The following is a 22,912-nucleotide window of genomic DNA, read 5'->3' as shown; positions in this document are numbered from 1 at the left end:
CCACACCGTCACAAAATAACTTGGACACAAGAAACCGTGCCGGTGAGTACGCTGGCCGCACCAAACGGCATGATCAAGCCATGACGATCCGGCCCAAGACTACTTGGGCAGGGCGTTTTGCAATTCGCCGAGCACATGTTGCGCAATTGCGAGAATATTGTGTTCCTGTGCCAGATAATCCGCCCAGCCCTGCTCCTGGGCTTGGCGCAGGTGGCCTGGAAGCGGCTGGTTCAGTTCCGCAATGGCTTGTTGCAGTAGCGGTTCCATCTGGGCGCGCAGATCACCGTTACGTGCGGCTTGGTTGTCGAGTTCGAGGTTCCCGCCCGCCGCCGCGTAGTCATAGAGCTCGAATTCTTGTTGCTGAGCTGGGTCTACTTCTATTCGTCCGTTGATGAAGTGTGAATAGGACACGTATTTCGCGTCGGCGGTGCGCACCGCTGCAACGTGTGCAGGTGCATTCTGGTTGAAGAGCACGGCCGCCTCTTCGATGGTGGGTTCGTCGGTGGCGTGCACGATCCAGGGCCGCCCCGGTTTGCTCCTATCGCGGCACAGGGCAGCGATGTCGAGGCGATCGGCGAGGTGTGCGTACCTCGCGTCCCCGCGCCATGAGCTCCCGCCCGAGGCGATCGTCAGCAGCAGTGGGGTGATATCGGCGCTGGAGGTGAGCTGTTCACGGGTACTGGTCGAAGACTTGGGGCTGAGTAGACCGCGGGGATCGTGCACATACAGCGGTACCCTGATCGCCTCGTCGTAGGCGGCGCCGCCTTTACCGTGCAGCCCGTGCGAGCCCGCGTAGTCCCCGTGGTCGGAGGTGAAGACGATGACGGTGTTGGCGGCGACATCCGGGCGCTCGTACAGCGCGTCGAGCACTCGGCCGATCTGGATATCGACCTGCTGTTGCAGCCACAGATAGAAGTTGCGCATGTCGATCCACTGCTGCTCGGCACCGGGAGTTCCGTAGGGAGCCCACCCGAACGCGACGGCCGAGGCTTCCACCAATGCAAGCTGTAGGCGAGGCTTCTGAGCCAGCTGCTCGAGGCTTTCGTAGTTCGCGGGCAGGTCGTTCATCCAGCGTGGAATGTCGAGCTGCGCTTGGAGGCGTTGGGTCCATCGAGGCCACCATTGGATGTCGTGCGGATTGACCAACGACACCGTGCAGCACCACGGCGCTCGACCTGCTTCCGCATCGAGCCATCCGATGAATTGGTCGACGATGACCGGGTCCATCTGCAAGCCCTGTCCGGGCGCACCGTTGGGCGACGGATAGGTGCCGCCCATGAATCCATAATTCGCCAGCGATCCCGGAATCGTGTCCGAATCGTGGCCGAGATGCCACTTCCCCCACCACGTCGTCTCGTATCCGTGTTCGCGGATCATCGAGCCCCAAGTGGGGAACAACGGTGACAACGTCGACTGTGAGGTCATCATGCAACCGGTCTGATGAGAGTACAAGCCGGTCAGCAGGACTCCACGCGACGGTGTGCAGTCGTTGGCCGCGGTGTAATGCTGCTCGAATGACACAGCGCCTCTGCGGATTCGAGCGATATGCGGCAGTATCCCGTCCAACGCTTCTTGGTCGGGGAACCACATCGGCGCACGCATCTCGTCTACGAGCACAATGAGGATGTTCGGCCTATCAGGGTCGACATCGGCGCGGGCTTTACCGGCCCCCGTCGCGCCCGACGCCGCGGTGGCAGCCGTTGCGGCCGCGGCACCGCGGGCAAAGAAACCACGCCTGCTGATCGTCACGCTTCTACTCCGTTCACGGAATGTTGCACATGTCGACTACCTGGGATCCGATCGAGCAGTCGGAACCCAGCGAAAGCGTCACTACGGATCCGGGGAGCCTCACCTGGTACGCCGGACTCGACCGCAATCGGCACTATAACGTCGATGTACTCGTGGATTCGGGAGGCAGGCTGCATGGATTCCCAGTGCAGTCGCGCAGCGAAGGTCACCGAACGGAGCGATCGTCCGGGGTGTGTGCGTGTTCATCGTTGGGGCGCGTCGCCGCGTAGCGGGCAAGGCGGAAGGACCTGTGCGGAATAGATGCGTAATGATGGTGTCTCGTGGTGGATTACATGACGGTCTTCGACCGGGTTCGGGGCTCCCTGCTAGGCGGGGCGGTTGGTGACGCACTCGGATGGCCCATCGAATTCCTGCAGCTCCAGCAGATTCGCGAGCGGTATGGCCCTGACGGTGTGACGGGATTTCTACCGCAGTATGCCGAGGGCACGCCGCAGCAGATCACCGATGACACCCAGATGACCCTGTTCACCGCGGAGGGGTTGTTGCGGTCGGTGCCCGGTGTCGATCCCGTGCCCGCGCTGCGCCGGGCGTATCTACGCTGGCTACAGACCCAGCGGCAGGAGGGACCAGCATCGGATATCGATGGCTGGCTGGCCGGTCTGCCGTTTCTGTATGCGGTGCGTGCGCCGGGGAATGCGTGCATGTCCGGGCTGGGTCAGCAGGAACGGGGATATCTCGCGCCGCACCCGTTCGGTGAACCCGGTCCGGTGAATCCGGGGTCGAAAGGATGCGGCACAGTGATGCGCTCCGCGCCGTTCGGACTGGCCGGCATGGGGCCTGATCGTGCGTTCGCCACGGCCGCGGGCGCTGCGCAGTTGACCCACGGGCATCCCACGGGATATCTGGCGGCTGGTGCGTTCGCGGCACTGATCGATCGCGTGGTGAGCGGTATCGAACTGCCAATTGCCGTGCAGCAGACGGTCACCCAGCTCACGGAGATACCCGCAGCAGCGGAAACAGCGGCGGCACTGACACGCGCCGTCGAGTTGTCCGAGTATGCAGCCACGGCCGAACTCCTCGAGCAGGTAGGCGCGGGGTGGATCGCCGAGGAGTGCCTGGCCATCGCTGCGTTTTGCGCTCTACACGCGGCCAAGACGACCGATGTGCGCGCAGCACTGCTGTTGTCGGTGAACCACTCGGGTGACTCCGATTCCACCGGCGCGGTCGCCGGCAACCTGATCGGCGCCATCTATGGCGTCTCCGGGCTGCCGATGGATTGGGTATCTGCGGTCGAGGGGCGAGATGTGCTGGTCCAGGTCGCCGATGACCTCGTCATGAACTATGGACTCGGCGACCGGTCCGCACTCCATGCCCGATACCCGTTCGACGAAGGCCTGTGACAGGCCGCCCGTGACGTCTACGCGGGGTTGCGAACGGCCCGTTGGTAACCTCCGAACTCCCGACCGCTGACCACGTCCATGGCGGTGACCGAGGCGCCATTTGGTCGATCAGCAGCGAAAAAGGCGCGAGCCCTCGACCTCAACGATCTCGGGCCGCGGCGCTTCCGATCCTGGATGAGCGGGCCCGCGCTATCGGCTCGATGACCTGAGCGGCATGCTCGGCGAATCGTTCTCGATCGACCGCGGGTCCCTCAGCGACTCCTCGCCGATAGAGAAAGGCCAGTGCGCCGAAGAGTGCCACGGCGTTGAGACTGACGTCGACCGCGTCGTGTTCGGTCGCCGCGACATTGCGCACACCGATCGATCGGACGATCGGCACGACGAATTGCTCGATCAGTGCTATTGCTCGGGTCGCCAGCACCGGCGAAACCTGCGATTCGATGAACATGATCCGGCCTCGTCGCGGATCGATCATCAAATAGTCGGTGAATGCGTCGACCCCGTGCCGAATCAGGTCTGGTGTGGACGTCTGGGCGGTCGCTAGCGCCGATAGCAGCGCACCAAGCGCGTCGAGCACAACGATCTCCAGAACGGTGATCATGAGCTGGTCGATGTTTCGCCACCGGCGCAAACTCGGTCATGCCGTAGCACTGCTGTCCCGGACGCGGCGGCCGATGCCACGCGCGATACCCGAGGTGACGATGCGATTGGCCGGGTCGAGAAGCCACAACAACGGCTGGACGCCCGCCTCGCCTTCCAACGCGAACGTCCACGTCAATCTCGTACCGCCAGTCCTCTTTTCGAGGGCGATGTCCTCGCCGAAGCGGCGTAGGCCCGGGACGGATGCCGCGTCGACGGTGAATGTCATGCGCTCGTCGACATTCCAGCGGTAGAACCGTTCCTCGAGCCGGACCGCGCCTGCCAGTGTCACCACGCGCGTGGTGCCCACTCCGAAGGGCCGTGGCGAGGTCCATTCCATTCGGGTGATCATCGATGACCACGACACGAGGGCATCGTCGGCGCACAATGCTTCCCATACCCTCCCCGGAGGGGCCGGGAGATCGATGACGTGTACGTAGCGGCGGCCGGCCGTAGCGAGAAACGTGTCGTCGGATTCGTCGAGGGCGTACTTGCATGCCATGGCTGTCGTCCTTCTCGGGGTGCTCAGACCGCGATGGTGGTGACGCGGTCGAGATTGGTAGCGATGAACAGAGCGGCGGCGCGGTATGCCGAGCGCGACTCGGGGATCAGGGCCGCCAAGGCATGGAAGACGTGCATCTGATCCGGCCACACCTGCAACCCGCATCGCGCACCCGCTCGGTCGAGCCGGTCGGCGAGTTCGATCGAGTCCACTGTCAGGAACTCGGCGTCACCTACCTGGATCAGTATCGGCGGCAACATCAATCCACGCGTCGGACGCAATTCCAGGCGCGGATCGGCAGAACCGTCGGTGTATAGATCGACGAGGGCGCGGCCCGCGCCACCGACACGAACGCGTCTCGCCGGGTTCGCTCGTGTGCTTGTGCGGTTGCGAAACTCAGATCATTCATCGGCGAAATCAACACGACTGCCGCAGGCTGGGGCGCGTCGATACGGGCGTTCTCGATGACGAGATCCATCGCCAGGAAGCCGCCCGCTGAATCACCTGCGATGACTATCCGGTCCGGCGCGTACCCCTGATCGATCAACCACCGATACCCGTTTGCCACGTCGTCCGGGGCTGCTGGGAACCGGTGCTCCGGTGCCAGCCGGTAGCTCACGCTGAATACCAGCAGCCGGGTGGCGGTGGACAGTCGCGAGGTCACTCCGCGGTGGGTTCGGGGCGAGCCTGCAAAGAACCCGCCGCCGTGGATGTAGAAGACCACCGCGTCGGTGCGGGTTGCCTTGGGCCCCTGCACCCACTCGCCGTGCACTGCTGCCTCCCACACCGGTTCTATGTGCGTTCCGCGCAATGGCGGGCACAGCACCTGCATTGCATGGCCGTGCTATCCGAATGCCGTGCCGATTGACCGGAGCCATACTGGTGGCGGGACGAACTGTCACACCCGCCAGCTGAGGAGAAATCCGGGAGCGCACCGATCCTCGGACGATGGTCATGATGCAGGCCGGCCGTTGCGCTGTTCGACCTTGCGGACCAGCGCCTGCACTCCGGCGTCGCGGGCGAGTCGGTTGTCCAGCACCACGTTTACCGCTCCGCGCAAGAGGGCGTACGGCTCCCAGCCGCTAGGGGCGATGGTCCGCGCGGCTCGCCGACCGATGCCGTCGGCAATCGTCTCGGCGGCCTCGGCCGCGGTGATTCGCACGTTGAGCGGCCATGGCAGCATGTCGCCGAGCGCGCGGCCCAGGTCGTCGCGATCGAGGGTGTCGTGTGTCATGGCCGTCTCCACAACGCCGAAGTAGGCGACGCCGGCCGTAGCACCGACTGCGGCTAGTTCGACCCGGAGCGCGCGGCCGAGTTGCTCGACGCCCGCCTTGCTGATCATGTACGGCGCACCGCCCATACCGGGCGCGAAGGCAGCCGCCGACGAGACCACCACCACATGACCTTTCGCGGCGATCACGTGGTCGAGGGCCGGATGAACCGTATTGAACACCCCGGTGAGATTGATGCCGATGACGCGGTCGAAATCGCTGCCGTCCATGGTTCGCAACGTCGCCGGACGCGGGACCACACCCGCGTTCGCGACTACGACGTCGAGGCGGCCGAACCTGGCCACTGCCTGCGCGATCGCCTTGTCCGTCGACTCACGATCCGCGACGTCCGCAGCGATCGCACAGGCGCGATCTCCGAGTGCTTCCGCCGCGATGCGGGCGGCGCCTTCGTCGATGTCCACCAGCGCGACCGAAGCCCCGCGGGCGTACAGGATCTTCGCCAGTTCCAGGCCGATTCCCTGCCCGGCTCCCGTAATCAGCACCGTCTTGCCGCGCACCTCATATGAGGTGCTATCGATCCAGCGCAGCGGGTTGAGCTGTCCTATGTCCATCATGCACTCACTTCATAGGAGCTGGCGTCGAATCGGCTTGTACGACTTCGGTATTCGAAACTCCAGTTTGGGTAGAGGCCGGCATTGTGTCCGTCCGGTGTCTGGTAGTAGCTGTGGCATCCGCCGGTGAGCCACACCGTCGAGCGGCTTCGTTCCTGCATCTCGTCGAGGAACGCCTCCTGCGCTTCCGGCCGTACCTCCACGCGGCGTGCGCCCTCGGCCCGCATCGTCTTCAATGCGTCCACGATGTAGGCGATCTGTGACTCGATCATGTAGATCGCGGATTGGTTTCCGGCCGCCCCGAAGGGCCCCAGAGTGAAGAAGAAGTTCGGGAATCCTGACAGGGCACTGCCGAGATAACTTTGCGGACGCTTCTCGTACAGTTCGGCGATGGTGACGCCGCCGCGCCCGGTGAATCGCCCGAAAGCCTCGGAGACAGGCTCGAATCCGGTGCCATAGATGATCGTGTCGACCGGAATCTCGACGCCGCCGCGTGTCACGATCGAGTGTGCGCGCACCTCGGCGATGCCGTCCGTGATGACCTCGACATTGTCTCGATCGAGAGCGGGCAGATACGCGTCGGAGAAGATCGCGCGTTTACAGCCGATCATGTAGTCCGGAGTAAGCGCCTTACGCAGGTGCGGATCGCGGACCTGACGGCGCAGCTGCCACTTGCCGAGCAGCTCGTACGGGTGACGGAACCGTTTGTCCACGAACCCGATCAAGCCGAACCCTTCGATCAATGTGTAGAAGCTACCCCGAATCGCTTTGCCTGCCAGTGGCACTCGGCGCAGCAGCTGCCGCTCCAGTCCGAGCGTCCTGCGGTCCATTCGCGGCACGATCCACGGCGCCGATCGCTGGAACAGGGTCAGCGCGCCGACCTTGGGCTGGATCTCCGGGACGAATTGCACGGCCGAGGCGCCGGTGCCTATTACCGCGACCCGCTCCCCCGTCAGATCATGCTCATGATCCCAGTGCAACGAATGAAATGCCTTGCCCTGGAAGGTCTCCAACCCGCGCAACGATGGGTATTTCGCCTCGCTGAAAACGCCGGTCGCGGAGATCACGAAGTCCGCGGTGAAATCTCCGGTCACGGTGCTGACGCGCCATAGCGATTCCGCATCGTCCCACCGGGCATCGAGCATTTCCGCGCTGTAGCGGATGTGGCCCACCACATCGTGAGTCACCGCCACCGATCGGATGTACTCCAGGATCTCTTCCTGCCGGCCGTAGGTGCGCGACCATTCCGGATTCGGGGCGAAGGAGTAGCTGTACAAGTGCGATGGAACGTCGCACGCGCAGCCCGGATAGGTGTTCGCCTGCCAGGTGCCGCCGAGGTCATCGGCACGTTCCAGTATCACGAGATCGTCGAACCCGGCTTCGCGAAGCTTTATCGCCAGACCGATGCCGGCGAAACCGGCCCCGACGATCGCAATGTGCCGGTGTTCAGTGTCGGTAGCCATGGTCAACGGGTCCTTCCATGTAGCACCGAAACGAGTCGGTCGACGACGGTGTCGACCGCGGCGCTACGAGTGAACGTGGTAAACACGAGCGGTGACGGGAACCGTTGGCGCATCGTGGCTTTTGCGTAGGTGAATTCCTTGAGTCCGTCGGGTCCGTGCACGCGACCGAACCCGGAGCTACCGACTCCGCCGAGGGGCAGTGTCGGAATGGTCGCGTGCGCGACAAAGGCATTGATCGACGTGCCACCGGATCGGATGCGATCGGCGATCTGCCTGCCGTTGCGCCGAGCGAATACGGTAGCGCCGAGACCGTATTCGCCGGCGTTGACGCGCTCGACCGCCTCGTCCATGTCGCGCACCTTCGCGACGGTCAATGTGGGACCGAACGTTTCCTCGGTGACAGCCGACGAATCCTCTGGAACATCGACCAAGATCGTTGGTTGCACGAACTGCCCATCGATCGCTTCGGGCCCGCCCAGCAACGCGGTGGCGCCACGCGATATCGCGTCTTCGATATGCCTGCGGATCACCGCTATCTGCTTCGGCATGGTGATCGGGCCGATCTTCGAATCGCCACCGCCCGCGGTGATTCCGCTCGCGGCCGCGACCAGCTTCGCCACGAACTCGGCATGGACATCCGTGTGGACATAGATGCGTTCTACGGCCAGACAGGTCTGCCCGGCATTCGACAGTCCGCCCCATACTGCCGCGTCGGCCGCAGCGTCCAGATCAGCGTCGGCGTCGACGATCAAAGCGTCCTTGCCACCGCATTCCATCAGCACCGGCGTGAGGTTCTCTGCACACGCCGCCATGACCCGATTGCCGGTGGCTGTCGAGCCGGTGAAGCCGATCTTGCCAACGGCACTGCGACACAATGCCGCGCCGGTCTCGGCGAGACCGGTAACCACCGACAGCACCGGATGTTCCGGCACAACAGCGTTGAATGCGTTTGCCAGCCATATGCCGGTGCCGGTGGCGTACTCACTCGGCTTGAACACCACCGCATTTCCGGCCGCAAGCGCGAACGACAACGATCCCATCGGTGTGAACACCGGGTAGTTCCACGGGCCGATCACACCGACGACACCGAACGGCCGATACTCGACAGTCGCCTCCTGGTTGATCGCCAGCAGCCCCGGCGACACCGAGCGGCGGCCGAGCACCTTCTCGGCATGGGCGGCGGCCCACTTCAGGTGTTCGAGCGCCATCGCGATCTCGAGCTTCGCATCCGAAACGGGCTTGCCCATCTCGGTGTGGATGATCTCGGCCAATTCTGCTCGTCCGCGGGTGATCTCGGCCCGCCACGCATCCAAGCGTCGACGGCGCTCGGTGCAGCCGAGCGCAGCCCACCACGCGGCGGCATCGTGAGCCGTCGCGACGGTCGCGTCGACGTCAGCGGCAGCATGCACAGGGTAGCTACCCACCGAATGCCCGGTAGCGGGGTCGTGGACCTCGAAGGTGGAAAGAGCTTGGCTCGCACCCGTTTTGATTGTTGCCGTCATGGACGTCGTTGCCCTTTCTGCGCCGCGATCAGAGGTCGAGGACGAGTCGATCGCCCACCGCGCGCGATACGCAGCTGAGCATGTGGGTGTCGCGCTCACCGTCGGTGAGCGTTCGGTCGCGGTGATCCACGTCGCCGGCGAGCACCGCGACCTTGCATGTGCCGCAGAACCCTTGCTGGCAGGAGTAGACGACTCCGGGAACCTCGCGCCTGATCGCGGCGAGTGCGGTCTCCTCGGCACCCACATGAACAGTCGCACCGGTGCGCGCCAGCTCGACGTCGAATTCCTTGCCGTCCACGACCGGGAGAGCCGAGAAACGTTCCGTGTGTAGCGAACCTGTCGGATTGACAGTGAACATCGTCTGTTGTGCGGCCGCCAACACGGGCGGCGGACCGCAGACGTACACCGCGGCGCCGGCCTCCGCCCGCGTGAGCAGTTCAGCGGCATTCGGGATGCCGAACTCGCTGTCGGGCCGAATGTCGAGCTCGCCGCCCCGCAGCCGCTCCAGCTCGCCGAGGAATGGCATCGTCTCGCGGGATCGGCCGAGATACACCATCTTCCAGCGAGCACCGGCAGCGTCGGCCGCCTTGACCATCGGCAGGATCGGCGTGATCCCGATACCGCCGGCCACAAAGAAATACGACGGCGCGTCGATGAACGTGAACGCATTGCGCGGCCCGCGCACTCGGACGGCGTCGCCCGGGCACAACGCATCGTGAACCTCACGCGATCCGCCGCCACCGTCCGCAATGCGCCGAACGGCAATCCGGTAGCGGAAACGGTCGTTGGGGTTGCCGCAGAGCGAGTAGTGGCGTTGGCGTCCGGAGGGCAGGAACACATCGAGATGCGATCCCGGCTTCCATGTAGGTAGCGGCCCACCATTCGATGCGGTCAAGGTCAGACTCACCACATCCTCGGCCTCGATGCGAACGTCCTCAACGACAAGATCCAGTTCGAACCCGGTGCGACGCACCGGGTTCGACCGCGACAACAGAGATGCGGTGGACCCGACAACGAAAGCCCGCAGATACGCATCCATCACCGCGCCGAGGACACGCAGGGTCGCGGGCGGCGTGAATTCCGGTGTCACCGTGTCGGTTCCCATCGGCGGCCCGCTGCTCGCGCAGCGGGAGATCGGGCGAGGTAACGCAGCGCGGTGTCCATCGGGCCGAGCTGCGACGGATGGAAGCCCGGGCGCAGATAACGCGGCAGCTCGGTGAAGAACACCGTGAAGCTCGGGATAACACCGCGGACCGTGGCATTCACGAACTGCAGCGGCCACAGCCGCCCCGTGTTCGGCTCTGGGTCCTTCCGGTACAGGTGCGCCGTTGAGACGATGAACAGTGGTAGCAGGGTCGCACTGGCGAGGACTGCGGTGCGCGCCTTCCGCGCATAGCTGCCGTCGACGTACATGTAGGCGTCATAAACGACACTGCGGTGTTCGACCTCTTCGGCACCGTGCCAGCGGACCAAATCCAGCATCGTCGGATGCATACCCTTTTCCTCGAGGATGTCGGCCTCGAGGAGCCACTCGCCCAGCACGGCGGTGTAGTGCTCCATACCGGCGAACAGGCCGAGACGCTCTTTGAGCCAGGCGTCCTTCGCTCGGCCGGTCAGTCCGTGGCCACCGAGGATCCGGTCGACCAGCCACGCAATCTTTCGTACATACGATTCGACGTCGAGACCGATTGATTGCAGGTGGCGGCGGGCACCTTCGTGACTGCTCGCGTGCATCGACTCCTGGCCGATGAATCCCGCAACCTCTTCGCGTAGCCGCTCGTCCCGGATCAGCGGCAATGCTTCGGCCAGGCAGTTAGCCATCGCTCGCTCACCCTCGGGCAGCACAAGGTGCATGACATTGACGATGTGCGTGGCCAGCACCTCACCCGGGATGTAGTGCATCGGCACCGAGTCGAAGTCGAAGTGGACGTCCCGAGCATTGATCGCATGCGCTTCATCGCTGTAGTGGTGCTCCGCTGCACCGGAAGTCTCAGCCATGCACCGACTGTACATTGCAACATTTGCCATTGCAATGTCGCAGCAACAGATCGCCGGTGCATGTTGCACGAAGTCTATTCCTTGCTATTCTCGAGGCGTGATCTCCACAGCTGCGACCTCGACAAACAAGCCCGAGATCGATGATTCGGTGGAGTCTCGCATCCTGGATGCCGCTCTCATCCAGTTCGCAAAGGTGGGCGTCAAGAAGACGACGATCGAGGACATCGCACGACAGGCCGACGTCGATCGGGTCACCGTCTATCGGCGGATCGGCACCCGTGACGATGTGGTGCGGGCGGTCATGACCCGCGAAGTAGAGTCGGTGCTGGCCGAACTCGACGCGATAGCTGTGCGCACCAACGACGTCCATACCCTCGTCGCCGACATCTTCGTCACGGTGATCACCCGGTGGCGCACACACCCGCTGGCCAACCGGATGCTGGCACTGGAACCGGACCGCGTGCTCCCTCAACTCACCACCGATGGTGCGCCCGTGTTCACGATGTCGGTGGCTGCAACCGCCGCCACACTGCGGAGCGCTGTTCGAAACGGGCTGCTACCCGATGCCGCCGACCTGGATACCCGTGCGGAGATCGTTTGCCGCGTTGTTCACTCGTTCATCCTGCAGCCGCACACAACGGTCGCGCTCGAATCCGAAGATGCCCTTGGGGTATTCGCGCGAACGTATCTGGTGCCGATCATCACCGGCTGACAGATTGCTCTACTGCGGCGACCGTCCTGGACCGATTGGAGACTCTGATGTTCCCCGGGTTTCGTGGAGTCGGTTTGGTTGACTTCTTGGTCACGACACCGTCGAAGGAGACCCGTTCGCGCCAAGGCGCTATCCCGGAGAGTTCCGCCGCAAGGTCCTTGGATCTGGTCGCTGCCGGTCGCCCGGTCGCGCAGGTGGCCGCCGATCTGGGCATCAGTGACCAGACGATCTACGTCTGGCGCAAGCAGGAACTGATCGACACCGGCCAGCTATCCGGCGCAACCCGCGCCGAGCAGGTCGAACTGTCGGCGGCCAAACGGCGGATCCGGGAACTAGAGCAGGAGGTGGCGATCCTGAAACGGGCTCGTGAACTGCTGAAAAGACCGCCGTAGCCGCGTCGTTGCTCAGCGACCAGCGACAGCTCGACCAGCGACCCGACCGGGCCATCCGCGCACAGCACGGCGTCGGTCAACTCGAACAACGCATCCGCACGCCCGGTCAGGCAGTCGCAGAACGCCTGCCGGAACCCGGACAACTCCCCGAGCACACCGATCGGCACGCCATCCTGCACACTTATCACCCGCGGCCCTTGTGTTGATTGTCTTCTCTCGCAAGAAGAATCATCAACCAAGGGCTGCCTTCAAGATCAACCGGGTGCAGACCTCCCGCTCAACGATCAAGCAACAACCTTATCGCCGGATCGGGCGGATTTACTCCTCGACCCCCGGCTCGATTCCGGCCTGGCACGAGTGACGGTCGTCATGGACGCCCTGGCTTCTCCGCTGTGCAGGTTAGAAGTCAAACTATGGCCGCGCGGCGCGGAGGTGCAGCGAAGGGTGTTTCTCGTAGAGCGCGTCCAAGACGAGGCCGAGGAGGCGTTCGGGCCGATCGGGGTCGGGGCTGTGCCGGGGGGTGGTCAAGGCGATGCCCACGATGAGTTGGATGACGTCGCCTGCGTGGGCATCGGTGCGCACGCTGCCCACGCGCTGGGCGTGGGACAGGACCGCATGGGCGGCTTCGTGAATCGCGGCATGACAGTCGAAACCCAGGTCGACCGGCTCGGTCAGTGCGGCGCCACCCAGGCCGTGGTCGGTCCGTGCGTGGGTCAGGAAGGCTCGCAACCATTCGCGGAGTGCATCGTCCGGGTCGGTGGTCGACATCAGTTCCTCCGCCCGCGCGCGCAGTGCTTCGATGCGCTCGCGGAGTACGGCGGCCAACAGTGCCTGCCGGTTGGGGAAGTGCCGGTAGAGCGTGCCCGGTCCGACATTCGCGCGACGGGCGATCTCGTTGAGTGAGGCGTCCGGTCCCTCCTCGGCGAATGTCTCGGCGGCGGCGCTCAGCACGCGCTCGTAGTTGCGCTGTGCGTCGGCTCGCATGCCCGCCCCTTGCCATCCGGAGAAGTTCTCCGTATCGCACCTCGAGTAAATCGGAGAACCTCTCCGGAAAAGTCTGGGAGAAGTGATGACGGAACGAGAACTGGGCAGCGTCGGGATCTGGACGTTCGCGTTCGAGAGCCAGCCCGCCGGGCGAGTCCGCGAGGCGGCGGCCGAACTCGAGGAACTCGGTTACGGCACACTGTGGTTCGGCGAGGCGTTCGGCCGGGAAGCGATGGGGCAGGCGTGGCTGCTGCTCACCGCGACCGAGCGCGTCGTGGTCGCCGCGGGGATCGCCAATATCGCCTTCCGTGATCCGATCGCGATGGCGACCGCGGAACGCACGCTCGGCGACGCGTTTCCCGGCCGATTCCTGCTCGGACTCGGCGGCCACCGGGTCGGTGGGCAAACCGGCGTGTTCGACGGCTACCCGATGCCCGCGATCGGGAACCGGCCACTGGCGGTGATGCGTGACTATCTCGATGCGATGGACGCCGTACCACGGCACGGTCCCGTTCCCGACCCCGCGCCGCGCCGGGTGCTCGCCGCTCTCGGACCGAAGATGCTCGAACTGGCCGCCGAACGCACCTGGGGCGCGCATCCGTATTTCGTGCCCGTCGAACACACCTCGCTCGCTCGCCGGATCATGGGTCCGCGCGCGGTCCTGGCCGTCGAGCAGGCCGTGGTCCTGGACACCGACCGAACCCGCGCGCAGGCGCTGGCCCGGGCACATGTCGCCGGATATGTCGAGGCGGCGCCGCATCAGCAGGCGAATGTGCGGCGGCTGGGCTTCGGCGACGCCGATATCGTCGGCGGTCCAAGCGATCGTCTTGTCGACGCGATCGTCGCCTACGGTGATGTCGACGCTATCGAGCAGCGAGTGCGCGAGCACCTCGCGGCCGGTGCCGACCACGTCTGCCTCCAGGTGCTGACCGCCGACCCTGCCGAGCTGCCGATGCCGCAATGGCGCGAGCTCGCGGGCTTGGTAGCCGCCGTGCCCGTGTGAATGCCACACGGCGTCAAGGAGTTCGCGAACCGTTCTCGTTACTCGCCGCCCGCTGCATCGCGTTCGGACGATGCGAATGTCGAAGACATACGCCGTCCCTGGGAGAAATCACCCGCCAAACCCGGGCGGCTCACCCCCGCCCGCATCCGGCGGGGGTTTCGCAACATCCGACCGACAACCGCCTGCCGGCCAGCGCGCCGAAACCCTCCAGACCAGGTCTGGGCCGTCTACGAGGATCCCGAAACACCCAGCGAGCCCTACGACACGACCCCGGGAAACACACCAAAACAGCCAAAACCATCAAGGACGGGCAAGCAGCTTAAAACTCAAGCTCAGGCCGGGTCCGGCAGATGGATCGAGGCGAGTTTGGGGGGGTCGACGACGATGTAGATGGCGGTGATCCGGCGTTGGATGACCGTGAAGACGATGACGGAGAGGGGGGTTCCGTCGGGGCGCCAGGACATGTGGCCGGGGACGCCGTTGACCAGCACGGGACAGTGGCGGGCGACCTCACCGGAGAACATGCGGGCGCCGGCGGCGACCTCGGTGGCGCCGAGTGTGATGACCATGCCGTCGGGGGTGTCGACGGTCAGCTTCACGTCCGGGTCGAGGACACGCAGGAGCGCTTCGAAGTCGCCGCCGAGGGCGGCCGGCGCGGAAGGCTTGGACGACCTCTCCGTGTTCACGGCCGGGGCCCGCCGGCCGGTCCGTGGATTGGACCTTGCGGCGGGCACGGCTGGCGATCATCTTGGTGGCGTCGGCGGATTTGCCCAGAATATGGCCGATTTCGTGGAATGGGACCGCGAACATGTCGTGCACGACGAACGCCAGGCGTTCGCTCGGGGTGAGCGAATCGAGCACCACGAGCAGGGCGAGGCCGACCGAATCGGCCAACGCCACTTGCTCGTCCGGCGCAGGGTCGTCGTCCGGCGTCACCACGAGGGCCGAAAACTCCTGCCCATAAGCGGATTCGGGGTGGGCCTGGCGGGATCTCAGGAGGTCCAGGCTGATTCGGCCGACCACAGTGGTCAGCCAACCCGCCAGGTTGCCGATGTTCGCCGCGTCCTGGCGGACGAGGCGCATCCAGGCTTCCTGAACCACGTCCTCGGCGTCGGCGTGCGAGCCCAGCACGCGGTACGCGACGGCGCGCAGCCGATCGCGCTGGGCTTCGAACGCCTCGGTCACGAGGCTGGACGGGTGGGCGGTCACGGCTTCCGCTGTTGACGGAGCGAGATCCGGTTGCCGTCCGGATCCGCCGCCTCGATGCGGATCCCGAACGGGTAGTCCTCGGGTTCGGACTGTTCGAAGGTGACGCCACGCTGACGCAGGACCTCGAAATCTTTTCGCAAATCGTCGGATTCGAGGATGAGAGGACCGGGCGCGGCGTGCTGGCCCACGTCGGCGGGCTGTCCCGCGGCCGCCGCATGTGACCACAGGATGATCTGCACCGGGCTACCGGGAACGCCGACGGTGAGGAAACGTCCGTCGGGCCCTGGGAAGTCGATCCGCTTTTCAAGACCGAGCCCCTCGGTGTAGAACCCCAGCGCGCAGTCCTGATCGGTGACGTAGATCGTCACGTACATGATGTTTGTCAGCATCCTGTTCTCCACTTCAGTCGTTGGTGCGACGACCATTCGTATTCGGTCGTCGCACCTATGACGAGTGCCGACGGCAGAAGGTAACTGGACCGTCCGCCGAAGTGGCTACCGGGCGCTCGCGGTGTGGCTCGGCGGCACGCGTGTACAGGCCCAGTACATGATTTAGTCTGATCGAAACGGGACACACCTCATGCCGCATACCACGACTGTGGTGTGGGTCGAAAACGATCGTTCAGCCGCTTCACCTGCGTCTACGCCATATCAGCCCGATTTTCGGCGAATACTACGGCGTCCCCGGATTGCGCCACTCGATGATCGCAGCAACGATCTCGTCGGCAGCATCCTCCTGGATGTAGTGCCCCGCGCCATCCAGCAAGACAGTTCGATGGTCCACGAATTGTTGCTCCCATCGGCGGCGTTCGGGCGCACGGAACGCGACGTCCTTCGTTCCCCACACCAGCAACGCCGGACGGTCGCGTAGCACGGCCAGCCCTTGCTCGACTTCGGCGAGAAATGCTCTGCTGCGGAGGATTTCGCGAGGGAACACGTGCACCGGCCGGCGTGATTCCGGTGTCGGGAACGGGCCACGATACGCGTCCATCACCGCGTCGGGCAGTTTCTTGCGCCGGACACCGGCCGGGATGATCCGTTCGACGAAGAAATTGTGGTGCAGGATCAGCCGGCCCCCTATCGGACCGCCCAAGAACCGTGAAAACGCCTGGGTACCCGGATCGGACTTGGGCCACGCCCACGTGTTGCCGACCACGAACGCAACGAACCGGTCGGGGTGTCGCGTTGCGACGGCAAATCCGATCGGGCCGCCCCAGTCCTGCACCATCAGTGTCACATCACGCAAGTCGAGCCGTGTGACCAGCTGTTCGACCACGTGGGCATGCTCGGCGGGCGTGAATCCGTACCCGGGAGAAGCCTGCGAGAGTCCGAACCCGGGATAGTCGATCGCGATACAGCGGTACTGATCCCGCAACCCCTTGATCACGTCGCGGTAGAGGAACGACCACGTCGGATTGCCGTGCAGCAGGATCAGCGGCGGCCCGCTGCCCTCGTCGACATAGTGCACCCGCGAACCGTCGATCTCTTCGAAGTGGCTTGCGAATGGGTACAGCTCAGCAGGGATCCAGGCCGGTCTAGAAGGCGTGCCGGCATTACTACTGTCCATCGCGCATCGTCTCCTTCCCGCAGTGGTGGGTTCAACCGGAATTCTGCTCCGCTATCGGTCGCGCGTGCCGCACTTCCGAAGTTTGCAGCCGAAGTAAGCCATTCCGCCCGACCCACACGCCAGTGGGGCGTTTGTCCGCCCTGGACTCCTGGGTCGCCCCAGGCGAGATCTACTCAACTGGGCGGCCGTCACCGGCCACGCCAGTTGCCGCAAGCACGTCGCGGCCGGTTACCGGCAGCATTCGGGGGCGAGGACGAAACACAAGGCGGACAACGCATCTCGGCGTGCCGCATGGTGCACGCTCATCCCCTGGCGCGTCGACTCCACCAGCCCCGCGGTGCGCAATTGCCCGAGATGATGGCTGACCGTGGATTCCGCGAGCGCGACGGCCGCCGCCAGATCACGGGTGTTCATGCTGCCGTCACGCTGCGCGAGCAGCAACGACATCAGTTTCACCCGAACCGGATCCGCCAACGCCTTCAACCGAAGGGCCACCTCGAGCGCGGCCCGGTCATCGACGGGCGCCGCGGCCACCGGCGCGCAGCAGATCGGTGCGGAGACATCGATCTTTGGCAACGTTTTCGGTATACCGCCATCTTGGCATATATCGAAATCCCAGCGACCGAGAAACGAATCCGACCCGCACCACGGGCGCAGGCCGGACATTGTTTCGCTACGTCAGAGGCGCTCTTGCAGCCGCTTGGCGTCCCTGCGAACACCGAACGACGTGATGATCTCCATGATGCCGAGGACCACCAGCCAGATGCCGGCAACCCAAGCCAGCGTCGCCACCGACTCGACCGGCCAGACGATCAGCACGATACCCGCGATCGCGGTCATCATACCGAAGAAACCGATCCAACCGCGCCCCGGCAGTCCCGGCTCGGAGATCGCGGCGATCGCCGAAGCCACGCCACGGAACAGCCACGCAATGCCGATCCAAAGGCCGAGCAAGAGAATCGAAGTAAGCTCGTCGCGGAAACAGAAGACGCCGATCACGATCGACAGAACGCCGGTGATGAAGGCGAGCACCCGCATACCGGCACTCGCCGGCGCACCGAAGGCGGCCAGCAACTGCAGCACACCGGAAACCACCAGATAGATGCCGAAGATGATGCCCGCCACCAACAACGTCTTGCCCGGCCATACCAGAATCAGGACACCCAGGATCACCGAGAGGATGCCGGTGACCAGAACTGATTGCCACGCACTGCGGGCAAGCGCTTGCAGCGGTCCCTCTACCACGCTGTTTGTCGTCATATCGAAATGCTAGGCCCTACCGGCGCGGTTTTCTGACCATTTGCTGAACAACGCGCCGAGTGGTCGCGGCCACCCCGATCCGCCTATTGATGGGTGGGAGTTATGTTAACCATCCACGCGACGCCGAACTTGTCCGTGCACATGCCGAACTCGTCGCCCCACATCTGCTTCTCCAGCGGCACCGTCACAGCGCCTCCTTCGACCAGCTTGTCCCAGTAGCCGTGTAGTTCGGCGCTTTCGTCGCCGCTGAGGCTGATCGAAATGCTGCTTCCCGATTTGTATTCCATGCCGGGCGGGGTGTCGGAGGCCATCAGCGTGAACCCGCTCGGCGTCTCCAGCATGCCGTGCATGACCAGCTCCGCGCCCGGCGCGTCCTTGTCGCCGAACTTGCCGAACGTGTCGACGGACAGGGTTCCGCCGAACACCTCTCGATAGAACTCCAGTGCCACCTGGGCCGTGTCTCCGAAACTGATGTAGGGGTTGAGCCGGGAGACCATGGGACGCTCCTTGGGAGTAGGTTGCCGCCACCTGGGAGATTAGTCCCCGGACCGAGGCCGCGGCATGGATACCGGGCCTGTGGCATAAATAACGTCCGACTCGTCGACGTTTACTGCCAGAAAAGGCCGGGTAGTCATCCCTAAGTGACTCTCGTCGTGTGCACCACAGATGCGCGCGTTCGGGTCGGGTTCGTGAGTCTCGGGTGGCTAGGAGAAGAGGGTGGCGGTTGTACTCGTGCTGCAGGCACGTGGCCTCGGTGATCTGCTCACCGCGGTCCCGGCGTTACGTGCGCTGCGCAGAGCGAGGCCCAACGACCACATCGTCTTGGCGGCGCCGCACCGGTTGAAGCCGATCGTCGACCTGATCGCCTCCGTCGACGCCATGGTGCCGACCGGTGAGCTCAGCGCATTCCGCTGGGACGGCCCGCAGCCCGAACTCGCCGTCAATCTGCACGGTCCGAGCGCCGAAAGCATCGTCACGCTCACCAAGACCGATCCCGGCCGCATCCTCACCTACCGCAACGCCGCCTTCCCCGACCTCGAAGGCCCGGAATGGCAGCCGGACATGCACGACGTCGAGCGCTGGTGTCATCTGCTCGAATCCGACGGCATCGTCGCCGATCGACGCAACCTCGGATTGGTACCGCCGGTATCGACGACCAGCCATCGGGACTGCGTCGTCGTGCATATCGGTGCAGGCGCTGTGGCTCGGCGCTGGCCGCCGGACCGATTCGCCGCCGTCGTCCGCCATCTACTTGTGCTCGGCCGCGAGGTGGTGCTCACCGGCGACGAGACCGAACGGGATATCGCGTTGAATGTCGCCGCACGCGCAAGCCTGCCTACCAGGCGGATGCTCGCGGGCGAACAGAACCTGATCGAGCTGGCTGCCACTGTCGCCGAGGCCGAGCTCGTCATTTCCGGCGATACCGGCGTCGCGCATCTGGCCACCGCCTTCGGCACCAGGACGGTGCAGATGTTCGGTCCGACCCCGCCGCGCTGGGGCGGACCGCCCCCGCACCTGCTCGGCAGGCATGCGGTGCTCTGGGCGGGCCAGGTCGGCGACCCCGATGCCGACACCCCTGATCCGGGCCTGCTGCGGATCGGGGTCACCGAGGTGATCAACGCTGTCGACAAGCAGCTCACCAAGCGCACGTGGCCGGGCACCGGCACCGATCGCCGCCGCGCCACTTACCGCAGGGTGGGCTGAACAACCGCCTGCGGTCAGATTCCCTCTTCGGCTCGTGCAGTGCTGAGCGCGGCCGCGTACGCGGCCAGCGCGCTCGGCCAGAACTGTTCCAGATAGTCGCGTGCGTCGCCGAGCCCGCGCGGGTCGAGGGAATACAGTCGCCGGTTCCCGTCGCGGCGCACCATCACCAGCCTCGCTTCGCGCAACACCCGCAGATGCTGGGAGACCGCGGAGCTACTCACTCCGACGGTGGTCGCCAGCTGACCGACGGATAACGGCGCCGTGGGCAACGACTCGAAGATCGCACGGCGAGTCGGGTCGGCTAGCGCCTCCAGCGCACGAACTCCGTTAGTGTCCACTTAAGTAGTGTGATCAACTAGCATCCGATCGGTCAATTCGGCCGATTGGGGTATTTCACCAGGTCGGCTCGATCGCCACGCAGTTTCGTTATGTACTTGTGATCAATCAACAGGGCTTTTGCGTTGCTGTGACGGTAACCACATGATTGCGGCACCCGCATCACGCTCCCGTACGTTCGAAGCATGCCCGTGACCGTTCCGTTATCAAGCAGCCGTACCCGCCGATACCGCGTCGCCACCCGAGCAGCCGCCGTCACCGCGATCGTCAGCGCCGCATTCGGCGTGCTGGCCGCAACTGATCACCATCAGGCCGATGCGACTTCCGCAGGCCAGCTCATAGCAGGCAAGTCCCCCGCTGTGATGACCGACGCCGAAGCCCGCAACGCCGTTCAGTTCATCTCCTTCACACCGCCCGAGGCACCGACGCCGCCGGTAGTGCCCGAGGCCGTGATCTGGGAGCAGAACCGGATAGCCGCCGAAGCCGCCGAAGCCGCCCGGCCGCACACCGTCCGCCCGATCTTGGGCGTACTGACCTCCAACTTCGGCATGCGCTGGGGCGCACTGCACGCAGGCCTCGACTTCGCCGACCCGATCGGCACCCCGATCGCGGCCGTCACCGACGGCACCGTCATCGAGGCAGGCCCCGCCTCGGGCTTCGGCCTGTGGGTGCGCGTCCAGCAGGACGACGGCAGCATCGGCGTCTACGGCCACGTGAACGACATCCTGGCCGAGGTCGGCCAGGATGTCCGCGCGGGCGACGTCATCGCCACCGTCGGCAACCGTGGCTTCTCCACCGGCCCGCACCTGCACTACGAAGTGCACCAGCCGGGCGTCGGCCCGGTCGACCCGATGCCGTGGCTTGCCGATCGCGGCATCGACGTCGGGCACGCGGCCGACGACTGAGTCGCCCCGAATAGTCCAGCGGCGTTCGCGAGTTGATCAGGAGCTCGCGAACGCCTCCGGTTCTTCCCCTAATACTCCGGTATCAGCCGCGAATGGCGCTGTAGCGGGACGTGTTCGAGCGGCGCCGATTCCTACCGTCGGTGCATGCCGACGATCGACATCGACTCCGCAGCCAGGGATACCGCGCCCCGGCACCGCCGCACCCCGACCCGCGTCCGCCCCGCAGGCCGACTGCACCGCCCGCTGCTGTGGATGGTGGCCGCGATGGCCGCGCTCATGCTGGTCTCGGTGGGCGGCATGATCACCGACGACCGGATCTTGCTCGGCGAGTCGGTCTGGCTCAAACCCTTCAAGTTCGGCTTCGCCTTCATGCTCTACGGCTTCACGCTGGCGTGGCTGTTGTCGTTGCCGCACAAGGGAAGTCGGGCCACCTGGTGGCTGGGCACGGTGTTCGCGATCACCGGATTCGCCGACGTCGGCTTCATCGCCGTGCAGGCCGCACGCGGCACCTTCAGCCACTTCAACAACTACAGCACCGACACCGTGAACTCGATCGGCCAGCAGGTATTCATGTCCGGCGTCCCCGGCCTGTTCCTCGCGAATCTGATTATCGCGCTGATTCTTTCGTGGCAGCGAATCGTCGACCGGCCGATCGCGCGTGCCATTCACGCCGGCCTGGCACTCGCAGTCGCGGGGATGGCGATCGCCTACCAGATGGGATATACGGGTAAGCAGCGCGTCCGCGATGCGAACGGCGACATCGTGGAACTCATCGCCGGACACACCGTCCTCGACGACGCCGCACGTTCCGCGAACATGGCCCGCGACGGCATGGGCGGTATGCCGATCACCCACTGGAGCACGATCGGCGGCGACCTGCGGGTACCGCACTTCGTCGGGCTACACGGTATCCAGGTGTTGCTCCTCGCGGCCTTCGCATTGGCCTGGCTGGCCCCCCGGCTGCCATGGCTACGCACCGAACATGCGCGCGCGGAGGTCATGGGCGTGCTGGCCCTCGGCTACGCCGGGATGCTGTCGATCGTGACCTGGCAGGCCATGCGGGCGCAGTCGCTGATCCACCCCGACAGCGCCACCCTGGCCGCCACTGGTGGGCTCGCGGCAATCATGGGGCTGCTGCTCACCGTCATCTATCTGCGCAATCGCGCAACCGAAATCGACCGCGCAGACGATCCCACTCAGCCGCTCGCCGCCAAGTCTCGCCTCCGCACACCGGGTGCTCAGCCGCTCGGCTGAGTCACGCGCCACCGTGATCCCCGATCGTCAGCCGAACTACTCCCCGGCCTGCGGAGTCGTTCGGCTCGATTCGTCCCGAGACAATCGCGCCACTGTGCCCACGCGGCCTCGGCGCGCAACACCCCGACTCCACCATGCCGACCGGGAGTCAGCGCAAGCGTTCGGCGTCCCGGGTCAGCTCGAGCAGCGTCGTGCTGAGAACCTTCAGCTCCTCGGTGTTCGCGCCCTCACCGATCGCGGTAGCAACGTCCTCCGCGGCGCATCTCGCGGCGAACCAGCGGTCGGCCAGATCCGCCGCCTCCTGTGCGCTGAGCACAACGGAGTCGTCGGGAATCCCCGTCCCTTTCAAGCTGTTGCGGTGTTCGTAGGCGCGTTGGCGACACGATTGGCGGCAGTACCGGCGGCGACGTCCGGCCTCCGATTCCACGATCTCCCGCCCACACCACAGGCAGGACACCAGCAAGCGGCGCGACATGAGGCAGAACATTAGT

At 65.0% G+C, this 22,912-nt stretch carries 26 protein-coding genes and 1 pseudogene; 7 read left to right on the top strand and 20 right to left on the bottom strand.

Going from position 1 to position 22,912, the window contains the following annotated elements:
* Positions 1-99: 99 nt before the first annotated feature.
* Entirely contained in the window at positions 100-1,749 is a 1,650-nt protein-coding gene (locus tag ACLMAL_RS04235) for a sulfatase-like hydrolase/transferase (RefSeq protein WP_411997847.1), read from the bottom strand.
* Positions 1,750-2,081: 332 nt separating this feature from the next.
* On the opposite strand from ACLMAL_RS04235, the gene ACLMAL_RS04230 reads away from it, so the two are divergent.
* Positions 2,082-3,149, top strand: coding sequence for an ADP-ribosylglycohydrolase family protein (locus ACLMAL_RS04230; protein WP_411997846.1), 1,068 nt, complete (start codon positions 2,082-2,084; stop codon positions 3,147-3,149).
* A 139-nt stretch (positions 3,150-3,288) separates the two neighbouring features.
* On the opposite strand, the gene ACLMAL_RS04225 is transcribed toward ACLMAL_RS04230, so the two are convergent.
* The 9 genes from ACLMAL_RS04225 to ACLMAL_RS04185 all read right to left on the bottom strand — a co-directional run bounded on the left by ACLMAL_RS04225 (position 3,289) and on the right by ACLMAL_RS04185 (position 11,096).
* Entirely contained in the window at positions 3,289-3,750 is a 462-nt protein-coding gene (locus ACLMAL_RS04225; RefSeq protein ID WP_411997845.1) for a hypothetical protein, read from the bottom strand.
* A gap of 36 nt (positions 3,751-3,786) precedes the next feature.
* Positions 3,787-4,290 carry an SRPBCC family protein gene (locus tag ACLMAL_RS04220; protein ID WP_411997844.1) on the bottom strand — a complete coding sequence of 168 codons (504 nt, stop codon included), beginning with the start codon at positions 4,288-4,290 and terminating at the stop codon, positions 3,787-3,789.
* A 23-nt stretch (positions 4,291-4,313) separates the two neighbouring features.
* A complete protein-coding gene (locus tag ACLMAL_RS04215) occupies positions 4,314-4,571 on the bottom strand; it encodes an alpha/beta hydrolase (RefSeq protein ID WP_411997843.1) in 258 nt (85 codons plus the stop codon).
* Positions 4,550-5,077 (bottom strand): alpha/beta hydrolase, encoded by a 528-nt coding sequence (locus ACLMAL_RS04210; RefSeq protein WP_411997842.1) that lies wholly within the window; start codon positions 5,075-5,077, stop codon positions 4,550-4,552. The genes ACLMAL_RS04215 and ACLMAL_RS04210 overlap by 22 nt, the downstream gene beginning before the upstream one ends.
* Positions 5,078-5,242: 165 nt before the next feature.
* On the bottom strand, positions 5,243-6,136 hold the full coding sequence (locus ACLMAL_RS04205) for a short-chain dehydrogenase/reductase (protein ID WP_411997841.1): 894 nt from the start codon (positions 6,134-6,136) through the stop codon (positions 5,243-5,245).
* Positions 6,133-7,596: a flavin-containing monooxygenase gene (locus ACLMAL_RS04200; protein ID WP_411997840.1), complete on the bottom strand. Its 1,464-nt coding sequence runs from the start codon at positions 7,594-7,596 to the stop codon at positions 6,133-6,135. Before ACLMAL_RS04200 ends, ACLMAL_RS04205 begins: the two co-directional genes overlap by 4 nt.
* A gap of 2 nt (positions 7,597-7,598) precedes the next feature.
* Entirely contained in the window at positions 7,599-9,098 is a 1,500-nt protein-coding gene (locus ACLMAL_RS04195) for an aldehyde dehydrogenase family protein (RefSeq protein ID WP_411997839.1), read from the bottom strand.
* 28 nt (positions 9,099-9,126) lie between these two features.
* A complete protein-coding gene (locus ACLMAL_RS04190; protein WP_411997838.1) occupies positions 9,127-10,203 on the bottom strand; it encodes a PDR/VanB family oxidoreductase in 1,077 nt (358 codons plus the stop codon).
* Positions 10,185-11,096: a metal-dependent hydrolase gene (locus tag ACLMAL_RS04185; protein ID WP_411997837.1), complete on the bottom strand. Its 912-nt coding sequence runs from the start codon at positions 11,094-11,096 to the stop codon at positions 10,185-10,187. Before ACLMAL_RS04185 ends, ACLMAL_RS04190 begins: the two co-directional genes overlap by 19 nt.
* Positions 11,097-11,193: 97 nt before the next feature.
* Between ACLMAL_RS04185 and ACLMAL_RS04180 the strand changes: the two genes are divergently transcribed.
* Positions 11,194-11,808, top strand: coding sequence for a TetR/AcrR family transcriptional regulator (locus ACLMAL_RS04180; protein ID WP_411997836.1), 615 nt, complete (start codon positions 11,194-11,196; stop codon positions 11,806-11,808).
* A gap of 74 nt (positions 11,809-11,882) precedes the next feature.
* Positions 11,883-12,200, top strand: a complete 318-nt coding sequence (locus ACLMAL_RS04175) for a transposase (protein ID WP_411997835.1) — start codon at positions 11,883-11,885, stop codon at positions 12,198-12,200.
* A 411-nt stretch (positions 12,201-12,611) separates the two neighbouring features.
* Here ACLMAL_RS04175 and ACLMAL_RS04170 read toward each other — a convergent pair whose 3' ends face one another.
* A complete protein-coding gene (locus ACLMAL_RS04170) occupies positions 12,612-13,184 on the bottom strand; it encodes a TetR/AcrR family transcriptional regulator (RefSeq protein ID WP_411997834.1) in 573 nt (190 codons plus the stop codon).
* 85 nt (positions 13,185-13,269) lie between these two features.
* On the opposite strand from ACLMAL_RS04170, the gene ACLMAL_RS04165 reads away from it, so the two are divergent.
* Positions 13,270-14,187 carry a TIGR03620 family F420-dependent LLM class oxidoreductase gene (locus ACLMAL_RS04165; protein WP_411997833.1) on the top strand — a complete coding sequence of 306 codons (918 nt, stop codon included), beginning with the start codon at positions 13,270-13,272 and terminating at the stop codon, positions 14,185-14,187.
* Between the two features lie 332 nt (positions 14,188-14,519).
* On the opposite strand, the gene ACLMAL_RS04160 is transcribed toward ACLMAL_RS04165, so the two are convergent.
* From ACLMAL_RS04160 to ACLMAL_RS04130, 7 genes and pseudogenes are all read right to left on the bottom strand, one after another.
* Positions 14,520-14,873, bottom strand: a complete 354-nt coding sequence (locus ACLMAL_RS04160) for a hypothetical protein (RefSeq protein ID WP_411997908.1) — start codon at positions 14,871-14,873, stop codon at positions 14,520-14,522.
* A gap of 85 nt (positions 14,874-14,958) precedes the next feature.
* A pseudogene (locus tag ACLMAL_RS04155) lies at positions 14,959-15,318 on the bottom strand (sigma factor); the annotation flags it as partial.
* 74 nt (positions 15,319-15,392) lie between these two features.
* Complete coding sequence (locus ACLMAL_RS04150) at positions 15,393-15,785, bottom strand: VOC family protein (protein WP_411997832.1); 393 nt, start codon at positions 15,783-15,785, stop codon at positions 15,393-15,395.
* A 283-nt stretch (positions 15,786-16,068) separates the two neighbouring features.
* Positions 16,069-16,962 carry an alpha/beta fold hydrolase gene (locus ACLMAL_RS04145; protein WP_411997831.1) on the bottom strand — a complete coding sequence of 298 codons (894 nt, stop codon included), beginning with the start codon at positions 16,960-16,962 and terminating at the stop codon, positions 16,069-16,071.
* Between the two features lie 228 nt (positions 16,963-17,190).
* Complete coding sequence (locus ACLMAL_RS04140) at positions 17,191-17,550, bottom strand: Rv2640c family ArsR-like transcriptional regulator (RefSeq protein WP_411997904.1); 360 nt, start codon at positions 17,548-17,550, stop codon at positions 17,191-17,193.
* Positions 17,551-17,640: 90 nt separating this feature from the next.
* Positions 17,641-18,222, bottom strand: a complete 582-nt coding sequence (locus ACLMAL_RS04135; RefSeq protein ID WP_411997830.1) for an HdeD family acid-resistance protein — start codon at positions 18,220-18,222, stop codon at positions 17,641-17,643.
* 83 nt (positions 18,223-18,305) lie between these two features.
* The gene (locus ACLMAL_RS04130) at positions 18,306-18,719 is read right to left on the bottom strand and encodes a VOC family protein (protein WP_411997829.1); all 414 of its coding nucleotides are present in this window, start codon (positions 18,717-18,719) and stop codon (positions 18,306-18,308) included.
* Positions 18,720-18,939: 220 nt separating this feature from the next.
* Here ACLMAL_RS04130 and ACLMAL_RS04125 point away from each other — a divergent pair, with 220 nt between their 5' ends.
* Positions 18,940-19,926, top strand: a complete 987-nt coding sequence (locus tag ACLMAL_RS04125; protein ID WP_411997828.1) for a glycosyltransferase family 9 protein — start codon at positions 18,940-18,942, stop codon at positions 19,924-19,926.
* 14 nt (positions 19,927-19,940) lie between these two features.
* On the opposite strand, the gene ACLMAL_RS04120 is transcribed toward ACLMAL_RS04125, so the two are convergent.
* Entirely contained in the window at positions 19,941-20,264 is a 324-nt protein-coding gene (locus tag ACLMAL_RS04120; RefSeq protein ID WP_406229880.1) for an ArsR/SmtB family transcription factor, read from the bottom strand.
* Between the two features lie 183 nt (positions 20,265-20,447).
* Between ACLMAL_RS04120 and ACLMAL_RS04115 the strand changes: the two genes are divergently transcribed.
* Both ACLMAL_RS04115 and ACLMAL_RS04110 read left to right on the top strand, forming a co-directional pair.
* On the top strand, positions 20,448-21,167 hold the full coding sequence (locus ACLMAL_RS04115; protein WP_411997827.1) for a M23 family metallopeptidase: 720 nt from the start codon (positions 20,448-20,450) through the stop codon (positions 21,165-21,167).
* A gap of 144 nt (positions 21,168-21,311) precedes the next feature.
* A complete protein-coding gene (locus ACLMAL_RS04110; RefSeq protein ID WP_411997826.1) occupies positions 21,312-22,421 on the top strand; it encodes a hypothetical protein in 1,110 nt (369 codons plus the stop codon).
* Between the two features lie 148 nt (positions 22,422-22,569).
* Here the strand turns inward: ACLMAL_RS04110 and ACLMAL_RS04105 are convergent, their stop codons facing one another.
* Positions 22,570-22,896: a hypothetical protein gene (locus tag ACLMAL_RS04105; RefSeq protein WP_328400577.1), complete on the bottom strand. Its 327-nt coding sequence runs from the start codon at positions 22,894-22,896 to the stop codon at positions 22,570-22,572.
* Positions 22,897-22,912 lie beyond the last annotated feature (16 nt).

This window comes from Nocardia sp. CWNU-33 (genome assembly GCF_046764895.1).
Lineage (GTDB): Bacteria > Actinomycetota > Actinomycetes > Mycobacteriales > Mycobacteriaceae > Nocardia.
The sequence above is the reverse complement of the archived record's forward strand: the minus strand, read 5'-3'. Positions and strand labels throughout refer to the sequence as shown.

What these genes read in the sequence shown, in the direction of transcription:
- ACLMAL_RS04230 (WP_411997846.1), top strand. Translation starts at nt 2,082, where the DNA reads ATGACGGTCTTCGACCGGGTTCGGGGCTCCCTGCTAGGCGGGGCGGTT.
- ACLMAL_RS04225 (WP_411997845.1), bottom strand. Translation starts at nt 3,750, where the DNA reads ATGATCACCGTTCTGGAGATCGTTGTGCTCGACGCGCTTGGTGCGCTG.
- ACLMAL_RS04220 (WP_411997844.1), bottom strand. Translation starts at nt 4,290, where the DNA reads ATGGCATGCAAGTACGCCCTCGACGAATCCGACGACACGTTTCTCGCT.
- ACLMAL_RS04205 (WP_411997841.1), bottom strand. Translation starts at nt 6,136, where the DNA reads ATGATGGACATAGGACAGCTCAACCCGCTGCGCTGGATCGATAGCACC.
- ACLMAL_RS04200 (WP_411997840.1), bottom strand. Translation starts at nt 7,596, where the DNA reads ATGGCTACCGACACTGAACACCGGCACATTGCGATCGTCGGGGCCGGT.
- ACLMAL_RS04195 (WP_411997839.1), bottom strand. Translation starts at nt 9,098, where the DNA reads ATGACGGCAACAATCAAAACGGGTGCGAGCCAAGCTCTTTCCACCTTC.
- ACLMAL_RS04190 (WP_411997838.1), bottom strand. Translation starts at nt 10,203, where the DNA reads ATGGGAACCGACACGGTGACACCGGAATTCACGCCGCCCGCGACCCTG.
- ACLMAL_RS04185 (WP_411997837.1), bottom strand. Translation starts at nt 11,096, where the DNA reads ATGGCTGAGACTTCCGGTGCAGCGGAGCACCACTACAGCGATGAAGCG.
- ACLMAL_RS04170 (WP_411997834.1), bottom strand. Translation starts at nt 13,184, where the DNA reads ATGCGAGCCGACGCACAGCGCAACTACGAGCGCGTGCTGAGCGCCGCC.
- ACLMAL_RS04165 (WP_411997833.1), top strand. Translation starts at nt 13,270, where the DNA reads ATGACGGAACGAGAACTGGGCAGCGTCGGGATCTGGACGTTCGCGTTC.
- ACLMAL_RS04150 (WP_411997832.1), bottom strand. Translation starts at nt 15,785, where the DNA reads ATGCTGACAAACATCATGTACGTGACGATCTACGTCACCGATCAGGAC.
- ACLMAL_RS04145 (WP_411997831.1), bottom strand. Translation starts at nt 16,962, where the DNA reads ATGGACAGTAGTAATGCCGGCACGCCTTCTAGACCGGCCTGGATCCCT.
- ACLMAL_RS04135 (WP_411997830.1), bottom strand. Translation starts at nt 18,222, where the DNA reads ATGACGACAAACAGCGTGGTAGAGGGACCGCTGCAAGCGCTTGCCCGC.
- ACLMAL_RS04130 (WP_411997829.1), bottom strand. Translation starts at nt 18,719, where the DNA reads ATGGTCTCCCGGCTCAACCCCTACATCAGTTTCGGAGACACGGCCCAG.
- ACLMAL_RS04115 (WP_411997827.1), top strand. Translation starts at nt 20,448, where the DNA reads ATGCCCGTGACCGTTCCGTTATCAAGCAGCCGTACCCGCCGATACCGC.
- ACLMAL_RS04110 (WP_411997826.1), top strand. Translation starts at nt 21,312, where the DNA reads ATGCCGACGATCGACATCGACTCCGCAGCCAGGGATACCGCGCCCCGG.
- ACLMAL_RS04105 (WP_328400577.1), bottom strand. Translation starts at nt 22,896, where the DNA reads ATGTCGCGCCGCTTGCTGGTGTCCTGCCTGTGGTGTGGGCGGGAGATC.